We start from the raw sequence: 12,872 nt of genomic DNA on the forward strand, positions 1-12,872 counted from the left end.
CACCGCACCTGCCGTCGCCAGGCGCAGGCCATGAGCTGTCGCAGGAGGCTTACCGGGAAAGGCGTACCCTGCCGGCGGCCTTTCCGCCTGTCCCCAGGTTTGCGGGGCCTGCCCGACGAATACCATTCAAAAAAGTGTTTTTGTTTTTATCTTTATGTCTATGAAACGAGCTTTTACACGAAAAGATTTTATTATCACTATTGTTATCTTGGTTGTATTTTGTGCGATTACTTTGCCTAAAGTTTTGGGACTTACTTCTGGTTCTCCTGAAAGGCAAGATATGGTTTACGCCAGGAGCGCACAGAAATTGGCTGTCTTGACGTTCAAGGAAGTTGAGCAGCATGACGGGGAGGTCCTTTACTATTACGATGCCTCTCGCGTAAAGGTTCTTGATGCTGCAAATCGTCGCGATGCAGCGAAGTTGTCCAGTATTTGACCTTATGGTTCTTCTACAAGGATGGATTATGACGGTAGCCGTACTGGTGCTGTCGGGGTTCCTGATGGTAAATTCCTTAAGATCCAGATGGATTCCACCGGAAAGATTCTGGGAATGTTCTGGGTGAAGGAGGCCGAGGTAGGAGAAGCTAATGAGAATGCCCCTGCTGAAGATTAGGGTCAGGATGTCTTAAGGGCATTGCAAAAAACGCGGGATTGTTTCCCGCGTTTGCTTTTTTAGGTGTTATGGTGGATAAGACGAATAACCGTGTGAAGCCTGCTTGGGGTTATTCCCCATGAGTGATTGCCCTAGCGGGCTGCGTTGCGGCTTGCCTGCTGGATTTGCTGGATGTCTTTGTCGTTGAGAGCGTAGGCGTATTTTTCTAGGCGCTGCTCCATGAAGGTCATTTGCTTTACCAGCTTGTTTTTTTCGTTTGCCAGGCGTTTGTATTCCGGATTGCGCATCAGGGGATTTTCTTCTTGATTCGTATTTGCCATTTTTTCTTCTTTTTTTGCCTTACGATACTTTTATCGTTTTGAAATTGTGAAGTGTCGAGTGGAAGTGAAAAAATTCTAGATTTCTCCGTTTTACTATACCAATGCATTTGCGGCATCTGTAAAGCCGCCTTTGGATAGCGATGGCTGTTACGCTATTTCTACTGCAGATGAACTTTATGGATTCAGTAGAATGTAAGTTTAGGAAATGGAATACCGTTAGTTAGGATTACTGAATTCCATTTCCGGTTTGTATGTAAAAGATTCATATTTTGCAGGACCTTAATCCCGGGGTGTACTTTATTTCATCAAGGATGGGACGAAATATCAGACAAGGAAACTGCAGTTGAAATAAGTCCGGATTTTTTTTACCCGAACGAGAAAAAGGCAAGTCTCACGACCTGCCTTTTTTCAATTCATTCGTAGTAAACCGTTGCGTAAATCCTAGATCTTCCAGAGGGAAGGGATGGGGCTGGTGCTATCGTAGATGTCGTCGGCTTCGCGCATGGTAATGGACTTACTCTTGAGAGGAAGCATGCGGCGGGCGTCATCGTTGGCGGCCTTGCTGTAGGCTCCTGCCTTCTTGAACCAGCGGAGGGCTACGTTGTACATCTTGGCGCGTTCCAGGATCTTGCCGATGGCGGCGATGGCGTTACCGTAGGCTTCGCTGTCGTCTCCGGAAAACTTGAAATAGGCATCCAGTTCGCTTTCCCAGAAATCCAGTTCCTGGTAGCAGGGGAGCACTACAGATTCGCTGATGGTAACGGCGTCCATGTTGCCTGCCTTTGCGTTGGCGGCGATGGCGACGATGGCTTCTGCAAGTTCCTTGCGGCCGGTCTTCTTTGCGATTTCGAGCCAGGGGGCGATAAAGCGTGTGACGCCGTGGAAGGATTGCATGCGGGCGAGAGCTGCATCGGCATCGGCGAGGCCTGCGTCCTTGGCTTTCTTGTACCAGCCGGCAGCCTTGGCGTGGTTGCCTGCCTCTTCGCACTTTTTGCCGAAGTCGTTGGCCATGTTGCCGGATTCGGCGGCGGCGATTGCGGAGAGTTCTTCTGCGCTGCTGCCGTCTTCATCCAGTTCGCCGGCGGAGAGGTACATCTCGTAGGCGGTTTCCAGCAGGTTGGCGCGGACGAAGTACGTGGCCAGTGCCAGTGCCAGCTTGCGGGTATAGGGCGGAGTCTGGAGGGCGTATTCCTGCCAGTCGGCGGCTTCGCCTGCAGGGATTTCAGCTACGGATTCGGTGCCGGCGGCAATAGTTGCGGCATGACCCTTGGCCTGTGCAATCTTTTCAAGAGCCTTGCGGCCTACTGCTGAAGTGCTGTCTTCCACAGAGGAACCGACAATCAGTTCAAGCAGAGCCTGTGCAATCTTGAAATGACCTTGATTCTTTGCCATGACTAGGCGGCTATAATAGCTTGGGATGACTGCTGCGTCAAGATTCATAATGCCCTCGGTAAGTTTTTATAGTTTGCAGTTCTTTTCCTGCGAACTCATAAATAGAAATTATTTGTTGGCGGTTTTCGGGCATTTTTGGGGGATATCGCCATTTTTAGGGGTTCATCGGGGTTTATTGAATTAGATTTAAGTCTATGAAGAGAATTACCTCCCTGAAGATCGAGAAGCTGTTCGGTACTTTCGACTACGAAATTGATTTCGAGAAGACCGACGGTTTTACCATTTTGACTGCACCCAATGGTTTCGGCAAGTCCACCGTCCTGAAGATTATCCGTGCTGCCGCCGTGGGCAATTTCTGCTATTTTGCGGGCCTGGTTTTTGACCGTATCGAAATGAAGTTCAAGGGCACCATGGGAGACGAGTGGAGACCTAGAATGGGGCCGGGATCGGAACCTCTCAGTGACGAGGAGGCGGCAAGGCCCAAGGAAACCATATTGTTCATCGAGAAGACGGCCCGTGTCGTGGAGGAGTCGGAAGAGGAGGCCTCATCTTCTGAGAATAGCGACGAGGAGACTTTCCAGCCTTACGTTTGCCGCATCTGTTGCGATGACTTCGAGAATTTCTTTACGGATGAGGATATCGACCGTTCCGTCAGCGAGGTGGTGGGTTCCATCCAGACATTGGAGCCCATGTACCAATATATGTCAAATGGGTCCTGCAGACTTTGGAAAGACAAGAAGGATGGGGAAGTCTTCGACATGTCGGGTGTGTTCCGCAGGTACAGTCTGCACTTCCGCAGGATATTCCCGTGGCTTGTCACATTGGTGCGTCGCCTGAATTTCGAGGTGAACTACATCAGTACCAACCGCCTGTACAACGAAGAGATCGAAAGGTCGGTTTCGGGTTTCGCCGGACGCGTTCGTGGCCGTCAGATCGAAGAGGGGCAGGACCTGGGGCTGAACCCTCACCTTCTGAAGATTTTCAGTATCAGTGACGATATCCGTGCGGCTCATAACCGCTGCATGCGGGCGCAGCTCCAGATTGCCCGAAATCTTGAATCCAACTTCGTGGACCGTGTGGTGGAAACACTGAACCAGAAAAATCGTCCTTCCGCCGAGGAGACCCGCAAGAAGATTTCCTCCAAGATGACTTCCATCGCCAGGCTGGAGAAGAGTTGCAACGAGTTCGGTATCATTACTTCGGCCAACAAGAAGAAGAGCAAGAATCCTGAGACCGATGACGATTCCGCATTGATCGTGTTCAGCATGTATCTGGATGATGTGAAGGCCAAGATGGATGTTTTTGAACCGCTGATCAAGAAGCTGAAGATTTTCTCGGAGTCGCTGAAGGAACTGCTGGACCTGAAGACGGTTACCATCAATCTCTCGGACTGGGAAAGTATCCTGGGGATCAAGAATTCCAGGTCCGGTGCAGCCATTCCCCTGGATGCCCTGTCTTCTGGTGAACAGCATCTGATTGTGCTTCTGGGGCGTCTGCTTTTTGATGCCAATAATTCCGAGGCGCTGGTGATGATGGACGAACCTGAAATTTCATTCCACCCCAGTTGGCAGGAGGAGTTTTCTGAGATCCTCTTCAAGATTCAGAACGAGTCCCGCGATGCGAAGAACGCAAGGCCCAAGCGCCAGTTTATCGTGGCGACTCATTCGCCGGCCTTTATCGGCGATCACTGGGACAAGACTGTGGAACTGGCCAAGATGGTCAAGTAGGTTCGGATGGCTTTCGAGTACCTGGAAGATTTTGGCAGGAAGCGTCCCGCTTACGACGTGAATCTGGCACGAATGCGCAATGACGCCCATTCGGATAAGATTACGTTGTTTGTAGAAGGGGATGACGACCGAACATTCTTCCGGAGTCACCTGAAGGACCGTCTTAAATGGAAAATCGAATTCGGCCCCAAGAAGAAGGGCGTGCTTGCCCGCTACCGGAAATACCTGGAAAATCCGACGGTCCATTTTGCGGTGTTCTGCGTGGATCTGGATTTTGACTTTGCCGTGGAACTTTTGAAAAAATCAAGGGATGACAGTTCGCGGATCATCGATGATGAACAGCTGCTGTATCAGCTTTTTGATGTAGACGCCTGCGCCGGCTTTAACGATCTTGAAACGTTCCTGTTCCTGTCGGATTCCTATTCTGGCATGATGGTGGAATATTATGACGATGACGAAATCATCGAGAGTATCCGTGACGGGATCAAGACGGTGGGCGTGACCATGGGGGCTTTGCGGGTGGCGAATATCCTGGTTCGCGAGGAATGGGGTTTGCCTGACGATGCCTCGATGCTGTGTCAGCGGGAGGGCGGGAATCATGGCGGCCTGAAGTTTGATGTGGACTTTATGGATTCCTTCGGCTTGCTGGACCTGAAACATCTGACTTCTGCAAGCTTGGAACTGATCGGCGAGAACTTGATGCTGGCCTTTTCGGAGAATGAATATTCTGAACACTTGCCTGCCGTTATAAAGAGGGCGGCGGAGGTCCTGGATTTTATCGAGGGCCACCCGAAATATTTTGCCAATTTCCTGCGGGGCCACGACCTGATGGATTTGCTTGCCCGTAGAATGGCCTTTGACAGGAACCGCAAGGGGAGTTCATTCAAGTCCAGGAAAAAACTGCCCGATGGCGGCAAGGTGGATTTCGAGAAATTCCGCGAAGAGCTGGAATCGGACCTTCGAAAGGCGGCAGGCGATTCCATGGAGCGGATCAAGGAATTCCCCCTGGGCAGATTGCTGAAATAATTTTTCTCCCATATCTGACATTTTAGTGTCAATTTTCGATAGTATATTTGTAGACCGAAAAAGAGTCTGGTTCTACAACGCATATTTTTTAGGAGAAGAGAGAAAATGAAGTTTATCCATACGGCGGACCTGCATATCGGTAAACGCATCTGCGAGCGTTCCATGCTGGAAGACCAGAGGTATATTCTAGCTGAAATCCTGAAGATTGTAGAAGAAGAAAAGCCGGATGGTGTATTGATTGCCGGTGATGTATATGACAAGTCTGTGCCCAGTGCCGAAGCTGTGGAAGCGTTGGATGATTTCCTGGTTAAGCTGTCCGATTTCGGTACGAAGGTTTTCGTGTTGAGCGGTAACCATGATTCCGCCGAGCGAATTGCATTTGGCGGTCGTCTCATGGCTAGCCGCAACGTTTTTATGTCTCCAGTCTATACGGGTGAGTTTGCACCTGTGACCTTGAAAGATGAGTTTGGCGAGGTGGATGTCTGGATGCTTCCCTTTGTGCGTCCGGCGACAATCAAGGCGTCCCTTGGGGTAGGTGAAGAGGCTGATGCTGAACGGGAACAGATTACTGATTATACAAGCGCCATAGGGATGGCCTTAAGCAAGATGAATCGTATTCCCGGACGCCGAAATGTTTTGCTGGCCCACCAGTTTGTAACCGGTGCCCAGGTGGATGAAGCCGGCTCCGAGGAATTCGTGGGAGGCTTGGACAATGTGGATTCCTACGTCTTTGAAGGTTTTGACTATGTAGCCCTAGGCCATATACATCGCCCGCAGAATGTTGCCGTGAATAAGTCGGGAGTAGGCTATGTCCGCTATAGCGGTACGCCATTGAAGTATTCCCTTTCCGAGGCGCCCCACAAGAAGTCCGTAACGGTGGTGGAACTTGGTGACGAATTGGAAATACGTGAAATCCCGCTAAAACCCATGCGAGATGTTCGCAAGATCGAGGCGAGTTTTGAAACTCTGGTTTCGGCGGAATTCCGTGAAACCCAGGTGCGGGAGGGCAAGAGTCTTGACGACTACATCTATGCGGTGCTTACCGATGAAATCGATGTGTCGGATGCTGCTGCAAAGTTGCGTGGGTATTATCCGAACTTGATGGCTTTGACTTATAACAATTCCCGCACGAGGAGTGTCGCTAACCTTGATTCTGAGAATGTAGACCAGAAAACTCCTGAGGAAGTATTCAGTGATTTCTTCAAGGAAATGAACAATCGCGAAATGGATGAGGAGGAAAGCGAATTCGTTAAGGATTTGATTAAATCTATTTGGGAGGGCAACCGATAATGAGACCGTTAAAACTTGTGATTACGGGTTTTGGCCCTTATGCGGAACGTACCGAGATTGACTTTGCGAAGCTGGGCGCTCATGGTCTTTATCTGATTAGCGGTGATACCGGTGCCGGAAAAACCACTATTTTCGATGCCGTTACCTACGCACTTTTTGGAAAGGCTAGCGGTGAAAATCGCGATGATGCAAAGCTTTTCCGCTGCACCAATGCGAAGCCCGAAACTTCCACCGAGGTGGAGTTGACTTTTGCCTACGACGGAAAGGACTACCGTATTCGCCGCAATCCCGCATATGAAACGCCTAAGGTGAAAGGGCTGGGGATGACGACGAAGCCTGCTTCTGTCACGTTCTATTACCCTGACGAAAATGGACATGTTTCTGAAACTAGCCGTAGCGTGTCCAAGGACAGGGATGTGGCGGAGGCTGTAAAGTCGGTAATGGGTGGCCTGGACAGGGATCAGTTTTCCCAGATCGCCATGATTGCCCAGGGCGATTTTATGAAGATTCTTCTGGAAGATACCAAGAATCGTCGCGAAACTTTCCGCAAGATTTTCAAGACGGAAAATTTTGAAAAGCTTCAGAAGAGGCTTAGTGAAGAGGCGGCCAGTTTCAGCAGGAATTGCGATTCCCTGGTACAGACGGCCTGCACTCATGTTTCCGGAATCCAGTGTGCTGAAGAATCGAACCTTGCTGCAGATGTTTCTGAAAAGAAGGCCATGGCCCAGAACTTGCAAATTGCGGATTGGGAAGAGGTTTGTGTCTTGCTGCAGAATCTGGTGAAGGAAGATGAGGCTACAGTCAACAGCTGCGCTGGTGAACTGGAAAATCTTAGGAGCAGGATTTCTGATCAGGATAAGGAACTGGGCAAGGCTAGTACTGCGGTCAATAATCGTAGTGCCTTGCAGAAAGCCCAGGAAGAACTTCCTGTGAAGGAAGCGGACCTGAATGTAAAATTGAAGGCAAAGACGGCACAGGAAGCGTTGCAGCCGGAGCGAGAGAAACTTCAGGAGCAGATTACCACCATTCAAAATTCCCTACCCCAGTATGATGGCCTGGAACAGAATCGTACGGATTTGGATGGAAAGAAGATTACTTTGGAGAAAGGTCTGGACAAGTTGAAAACAGGCAAGGCTACTTACGAGAAGAAGTATGCCGAAGTTCAGACCCTGAAGAAAGAACTTGAAACGCTTTCTAATGCCGGTGAAAACAAGGCAAGGCTGGAAGCGGAAATCAGGGAACTGGAAAAACGTCAAGCCGAGATCCAGAATGTGGGTAGGCTGCAGAAGAAATACAATGACGAAATGAAGAATTTGCAGGATGCCCAGGATGAATTCCAGGATGCTCAAAAGGCCTATACCGCCCTTCGAGATGAATACGAACGTAAGAATCAAGCCTTCCTGAATGAGCAGGCAGGTATCCTTGCTGTTAATCTGGAAGAAGGCTGCGAATGTCCGGTATGCGGTTCCACTCATCATCCCCATAAGGCCTGTAAGTCTGAAGAGGCTCCCTCTCAGGCGGAATTGGAAACATTGAAAAATCAGGTTTCTGTAGCAGAGGTTTCTCGTAACGACAAGAATGCTGCAGCCGTTCAGCAGAAGGGTAATTGCGATAGCTTGAGGGGAACCCTTCAGGATGAATTGAACAAACTCTTCGGGAAATGTCCTATTGAGGAGGCCAAGTCCCGTGGGAACGATGAATTCCAGAAGAATCGCGATACCTTGAATGCTTTGGGTGAAGATCTGAAGGCCGAAATCAAAAAAGCGAACCGCAAGCAGGAATTGGAAAATAAGGAAACCGGAATTCCGGCTCAGGAAAAAAAACTGGAAGAATTGCGCGTTGCCAATGAAAATTTGAACCTTGACAATAATGCCGTTGCCAAGGACATTGAAGCCTTGAACAAGTCCATTTCAGAAAAGTTGAAGGATCTTGCCTTTGAAAGCAAGGATGCGGCCTCTAGTGAAATTCAGAAGTTGCGGACTAATCTGGTAACCTCCAATAAGGCTCTGGAAAACGCCGTAAATGCCTACAATGCGACTTCCGGTGATGTGGAGGCACTGAAGGGACAGATCAATGCCTTTGTGAAATCTCTGGAAGGCGTTCCCGAATATGACCTGCCTAAATTGGAAGAGGCTAGCAGACAGTTGAAGGATTTGTTGACTCAGAAAACGGAAGCCTGGAAAAATGCATCGGGCAGAGTTTCCCAGAACAAGTCTACCCTTGATAATATCAAGACCGCTGCGACCCGGCTCGCATCAGTCAGCAAGAAGCGTCAGTGGCTGAAGAATCTATCCGATACGGCAAACGGTGGCCTTAGCGGTCGCGAAAAGCTGATGCTTGAAACTTACGTTCAGACATCCTATTTCGACCGCATTATCCGTCGTGCCAATAGGCGCTTCGCCATTCTGTCAAATGGCCAGTATCAATTGATCCGTCGGACGGAAGCTTCCAATAACAGGGCTCAATCGGGCTTGGATCTGAATGTCATTGACCATGTCAGTGGGAAGCAGCGCGAAGTGAAAACCTTGAGCGGTGGCGAAAGCTTCCTGGCGTCGCTTTCCTTGGCCCTGGGGCTTGCCGATGAAGTGCAGAGTTCTGCAGGCGGTATCCAGTTGGACACCATGTTTGTGGATGAAGGCTTTGGCTCCTTGGATGATGAAAGCCTGAAGTCTGCAATCCATGTTTTGCAGAACCTTGCCGGAGAGCATCGCCTGGTAGGAATTATCAGCCATGTAAATGAACTTGAAAATAAAATTGACAAGATCGTTCGCGTGACGAAAGACGAAAATCATGTTAGCCGGGTGAACATAGATGTATAGGCAGAGTGCTAGGCGCGTTGAGGTTGCCTAGCACTTCGCTATCAGTAATAGAGGAATACGTGCTTAAGGTCCTCGGCGCAATTGCTGGGACCTGAAGCCGTTTCGCTGGGGGTACTGGATACGACGCTGGAGTAGCGGCCATCTCCATCCATAAATCTGATCTTGCCATGATTGTTTGTGTGCAAGGCGCAGGACATTCCCAGTGGCGTGAGCATGGGGAGACTTTTCCAGAAGTTGTTCTTCTTGATGGAAGCGAGAAGGTTCGAGGCGTTGGCCTTGTAGTTCCTGTAGGATTGTTCCGCGTCTGCATTTGTCTGGATGAATGCCTGCCAGATGTCTCGGCAGCGGAGGTTGTGGGAGTTTCCCTTGATGGGGGCGTTATCCATGGCGAAATGGAGGGCGCTCATGAGGGCGATTTCGAACTCTCCGCTAAATTTTTCCTGTTCCTGGGCGGGGCCTGAAATAATCCCTGAGCCTGATTGTCTTTGCCTAAGTCCCTGGACTTGGGCGTTCAGATTTTGGATTTGCCAGTCTGCGTTCATCAGCTCTTTTTGGGCGTCCTCGCTGGCGGTCATGATCTCGTCGGCGATTTTCTGAATTTCGTCGATTTCGGCATCCTTCATGGCGATGGCGCTTTCCTTGGATTTCTTGAGGCGCTCCAGCTTTTTCTGCAGTTCTTCCAATTCACGGTTTTGGCGGTTGGCGGCTTGCCGGCTGGATTCTGCTGCCAGGGCGCAGGCCTTTTGCGCTGCGGTCAGCTGTTCCCTGAGACTTTCCATTTCCTGCTTTTGACGCTCGATGCGGTTCTGCAGTTTTTCCTGTCGGGTCTTTTTGGCCTCTTTTTTCTGTTGCTTGGCTTCTTCCTTGGTGGCGGGGCGGGTGATGTTGAATGTTCCGTGGGGCGTCTTGATTGTTTCCTTGATGGGCTTTGAACCTTCGATTTTTTGACCGCTAATTTTTGAAATGTTCAGCGTCCAGGAACTGTCCTTGTTGCCGAAGTAGAAATCGGGAATTTTGATTGGGTTTGGTTTTCGGAACATCGTTTCGTAGAAAATCTTGAATCCGATAATGCAGGGGCAGACGTGCCAAGGTTCTCCGATGCAGACGCTTATCTTCGGAGGCCATTGAGAGGGGATCGCGTAAATCTGGAAAAGGTGTAAAATCTCGAAATACTTTTCGGCGTCTTCTGAATGCCAGAAATTCCTGAGGTCCTCGGGCAGGAAGTGTGCTGTGATAAAGATGTTGGCGCTACAACTCTTCCCCTTTTTTCGAAGGATAACCCGGAGGTTCATGGACGGCGAAGGCAGTCTCATTTCGAAGGATTGAAATTCTGTATTGGCGAAGGTGGTGACGTCGCTCCAGATGCCGGTCTGGTCGCAGCCAAAGGTAATGAGATCTTGCAGCCAGTGGTTTGGGACTTCCTTGAATCTTTCTCGGTGGATATTCCTATAGCCCCATTGGCCAACTGTCATGGTGGCGATTTTTTCTAGCGGGAGTTCCTCAAGTGGAATTTCGATGTGGAAGGTATGGGGGATGAGCCCATTGCAATGTTGAACGTTATGATTTTTGAGTACAGTAAAGTCTACAGCAGACAAGGTGAATGCCTGTTTCATATTGCCTCTAAAAGGTTAGCTTTGTTTTTTATGCGTCCCCAAAAACAAGGAAATTTCTATTCCTTATCCTTGGGTGATAGTTTATTCTTGATTTTGTTATGTTATGTAAAAATGACGATATAAAAAATGTGCCTACAATAATAAGCACGTTTTTAGATAAATTCAATCTTTTTTAGAAAATTAGTTCATTTTGCAAACAATTGTTGCTTTTTTACGGGATGTCGTTAGGCCTGATGCCGAAGGCCCTGGCATTCTCGATCAGGATGATTTCCGATGAGCCGTCGGTGAAGTGGTCTTCTTCCTGTTCGTTCGTGAAGGTGGACATGCCCTTTTCGTAGGCGGCAGCGAAGGTGGATGGCTTACTGCCCCAGGCCATGGTGGTTTCCAGGAAGTTGTAGTTGGAGTCCTCTTCGTTGGTGGACCAGCCCAGGAAGGCATGACCGGGGATGTTGACGATGACGGTGTGCATTCCAAGGGATTCCAGGATGCTGGCGAAGAGGTTGGTGCCTTCGATGCAGTTTGCCTGCTTGGTACGGAGCACTTCGATGGGGTACTTGATTTTTTGGCCAGGGGAGCCTGCGTCGGTATTGTTGACGTAGTTGATGCCCTTGGCGCTGAGCACTTCGTATACAGCCTTTACCAATCGTGCCGAACTTTCGGTCATGCTTTCGTCGCCGTCGTAGAGCTGGTAGGCCTTTACGGATCCGTTGGGCAGCTTGGCTTCCAGTTCCTTGTGGATTGCCGTAATGGAGTCCATGTTGGGAGTTACCCATACGGCGCTCCATAGCGAGCGGTTTTGCACGTTGACGTATTCGGCGCCGTTGATTTGCATGGGGTGGATGGTAGACGGCTCAGATGAAGAATAGAAGAGGATTTCGTGATCGTTTTCCAGGGCGTAGGCGCGGATCTGGATCTGCACCTGTTCGGGGGCGGTAAGGGCAGCCAATGCCTTGTTGTTGAATTTGAGGCTGGGGGCGAAAATTCTTGTGGTGTCGGGGTTAACGAAATCGGTAACGCTGGCTGTGTCAGTGAATCCGTCGATCCAGGACTTGACGGTGATTTTCTTCCAGCGGCAGGGAATCTCCGGCTCGCTGAACGAAGTTCTGTTTTCGCAGGTGTTCTTGACGGTGATGGATACCGGCACAGGAAGCACTTCGCCCTTGGAATTGATGTAGTCCTTGTACATCAGGGGGTACTGATTGGCGAAGGCGCCGTAGATGTCCTTCTTGACGGACCATGTCCAGGCATTGAGGGTGCGGATGGCTGCCTGGCTGTAGATATCGGCGTAGACGCTGTCGTAGAGCTTGGCGTACATGGAGTCGAAATCGGCTTCCTTCAGGCTGTCGATGAGGGCTTCGCGGACGGAGTCCATCCAGGCGTCAGAAAAGGCGTTGTCGAAGAGAATCTTGTAGACGGTGTCTACGTAGGGTTCTGCGTAAAGGGAATCCCACAGGGTGCCGGTGATTTCGTCGCGGATGGCGCTTGCCAGGGAATCTACGTTGACTTCCTTGGCGTCCTTGCCGTTTTTGCCATCTTTACCGTCTGCGCCGTTGATACCGTCGCTGCCGTTGTCGCCGGAACATGCGGAAAGGGAAATTGTAGCTGCGAATACGAGAACGATGCCGGCAATTTTTGCCAGACCTTTAAAAAAAGAAATCCTCATTAAACCTCCAAAAAGATTTGCCGAATAGATAAAAAATGAGGCTCTTCATCAACATGTGTGGGTGGCTTCGCCACCCTTTTTTGTTGACTTTCGCCTAAATTAAACAAAAAATGGGCTATTTTCTAAAATTTAATCGCCAAAAAAAACAGAAGAAAAAGCCCATGTCAAAATTATACAAATCCATCTTCAATGTCAACGGCTGTTCAGTCGTCAAGCAGGAACAAACCGATACCACGGTCACCATCACGGTAAGACTCACCAAGGGCAACGCCAGCAGGTGCGGCTGTTGCGGGCGAAAAGGGAAACTCTACGACAACGGCCGGGAACAGAGGGTATGGCGGACGCTCGATCTCGGCACGAAAATGGGCTTCATCAAGATGGACACCTACAGGGTGAAGTGCAGGAAGTG

12 protein-coding genes are annotated in these 12,872 nt (G+C 49.8%); 8 read left to right on the top strand and 4 right to left on the bottom strand.

Features of this window, described 5'->3' with window-relative positions:
• The 3 genes from MMG03_RS15530 to MMG03_RS15540 form a co-directional block, all read left to right on the top strand.
• Nucleotides 1–240: hypothetical protein (locus tag MMG03_RS15530; protein WP_249506700.1), on the top strand; the 240-nt coding region annotated here is incomplete at its 5' end.
• Nucleotides 233–436, top strand: a complete 204-nt coding sequence (locus MMG03_RS15535; protein WP_249506701.1) for a hypothetical protein — start codon at nucleotides 233–235, stop codon at nucleotides 434–436. The genes MMG03_RS15530 and MMG03_RS15535, both read left to right, overlap by 8 nt.
• A gap of 21 nt (nucleotides 437–457) precedes the next feature.
• Complete coding sequence (locus tag MMG03_RS15540) at nucleotides 458–613, top strand: hypothetical protein (protein ID WP_158236521.1); 156 nt, start codon at nucleotides 458–460, stop codon at nucleotides 611–613.
• A 131-nt stretch (nucleotides 614–744) separates the two neighbouring features.
• Here MMG03_RS15540 and MMG03_RS15545 read toward each other — a convergent pair whose 3' ends face one another.
• Nucleotides 745–933, bottom strand: a complete 189-nt coding sequence (locus MMG03_RS15545) for a hypothetical protein (protein WP_073161638.1) — start codon at nucleotides 931–933, stop codon at nucleotides 745–747.
• A gap of 441 nt (nucleotides 934–1,374) precedes the next feature.
• Entirely contained in the window at nucleotides 1,375–2,373 is a 999-nt protein-coding gene (locus MMG03_RS15550; protein ID WP_073238829.1) for a hypothetical protein, read from the bottom strand.
• 146 nt (nucleotides 2,374–2,519) lie between these two features.
• Here MMG03_RS15550 and MMG03_RS15555 point away from each other — a divergent pair, with 146 nt between their 5' ends.
• The 4 genes from MMG03_RS15555 (at nucleotide 2,520) to MMG03_RS15570 (ending at nucleotide 9,187) form a co-directional block, all read left to right on the top strand.
• Nucleotides 2,520–4,052 (top strand): AAA family ATPase, encoded by a 1,533-nt coding sequence (locus MMG03_RS15555; protein WP_073161269.1) that lies wholly within the window; start codon nucleotides 2,520–2,522, stop codon nucleotides 4,050–4,052.
• A 6-nt stretch (nucleotides 4,053–4,058) separates the two neighbouring features.
• Nucleotides 4,059–5,078, top strand: a complete 1,020-nt coding sequence (locus MMG03_RS15560; RefSeq protein ID WP_073238832.1) for a DUF4435 domain-containing protein — start codon at nucleotides 4,059–4,061, stop codon at nucleotides 5,076–5,078.
• Nucleotides 5,079–5,183: 105 nt separating this feature from the next.
• A complete protein-coding gene (locus tag MMG03_RS15565) occupies nucleotides 5,184–6,368 on the top strand; it encodes an exonuclease SbcCD subunit D (protein WP_073287051.1) in 1,185 nt (394 codons plus the stop codon).
• Nucleotides 6,368–9,187 carry an AAA family ATPase gene (locus tag MMG03_RS15570; protein ID WP_249506702.1) on the top strand — a complete coding sequence of 940 codons (2,820 nt, stop codon included), beginning with the start codon at nucleotides 6,368–6,370 and terminating at the stop codon, nucleotides 9,185–9,187. The genes MMG03_RS15565 and MMG03_RS15570 overlap by 1 nt, the downstream gene beginning before the upstream one ends.
• Before the next feature lie 41 nt (nucleotides 9,188–9,228).
• On the opposite strand, the gene MMG03_RS15575 is transcribed toward MMG03_RS15570, so the two are convergent.
• Together MMG03_RS15575 and MMG03_RS15580 are read right to left on the bottom strand one after the other, a co-directional pair.
• Nucleotides 9,229–10,800, bottom strand: coding sequence for a hypothetical protein (locus tag MMG03_RS15575; RefSeq protein WP_249506703.1), 1,572 nt, complete (start codon nucleotides 10,798–10,800; stop codon nucleotides 9,229–9,231).
• Between the two features lie 211 nt (nucleotides 10,801–11,011).
• Nucleotides 11,012–12,463: a hypothetical protein gene (locus MMG03_RS15580; RefSeq protein WP_073238843.1), complete on the bottom strand. Its 1,452-nt coding sequence runs from the start codon at nucleotides 12,461–12,463 to the stop codon at nucleotides 11,012–11,014.
• A 161-nt stretch (nucleotides 12,464–12,624) separates the two neighbouring features.
• Here MMG03_RS15580 and MMG03_RS15585 point away from each other — a divergent pair.
• The coding region (locus MMG03_RS15585) for a transposase family protein (RefSeq protein ID WP_249505554.1) at nucleotides 12,625–12,872 on the top strand (248 nt) is incomplete at its 3' end.

The sequence above is a fragment of the Fibrobacter sp. HC4 genome (genome assembly GCF_023373925.1).
Lineage (GTDB): Bacteria > Fibrobacterota > Fibrobacteria > Fibrobacterales > Fibrobacteraceae > Fibrobacter.

Coding starts and splice junctions, on each gene's coding strand:
- MMG03_RS15570 (WP_249506702.1), top strand. CDS start 6,368: ATGAGACCGTTAAAACTTGTGATTACGGGTTTTGGCCCTTATGCGGAA.
- MMG03_RS15555 (WP_073161269.1), top strand. CDS start 2,520: ATGAAGAGAATTACCTCCCTGAAGATCGAGAAGCTGTTCGGTACTTTC.
- MMG03_RS15580 (WP_073238843.1), bottom strand. CDS start 12,463: ATGAGGATTTCTTTTTTTAAAGGTCTGGCAAAAATTGCCGGCATCGTT.
- MMG03_RS15575 (WP_249506703.1), bottom strand. CDS start 10,800: ATGAAACAGGCATTCACCTTGTCTGCTGTAGACTTTACTGTACTCAAA.
- MMG03_RS15550 (WP_073238829.1), bottom strand. CDS start 2,373: ATGAATCTTGACGCAGCAGTCATCCCAAGCTATTATAGCCGCCTAGTC.
- MMG03_RS15560 (WP_073238832.1), top strand. CDS start 4,059: ATGGCTTTCGAGTACCTGGAAGATTTTGGCAGGAAGCGTCCCGCTTAC.
- MMG03_RS15565 (WP_073287051.1), top strand. CDS start 5,184: ATGAAGTTTATCCATACGGCGGACCTGCATATCGGTAAACGCATCTGC.
- MMG03_RS15540 (WP_158236521.1), top strand. CDS start 458: ATGGATTATGACGGTAGCCGTACTGGTGCTGTCGGGGTTCCTGATGGT.
- MMG03_RS15545 (WP_073161638.1), bottom strand. CDS start 933: ATGGCAAATACGAATCAAGAAGAAAATCCCCTGATGCGCAATCCGGAA.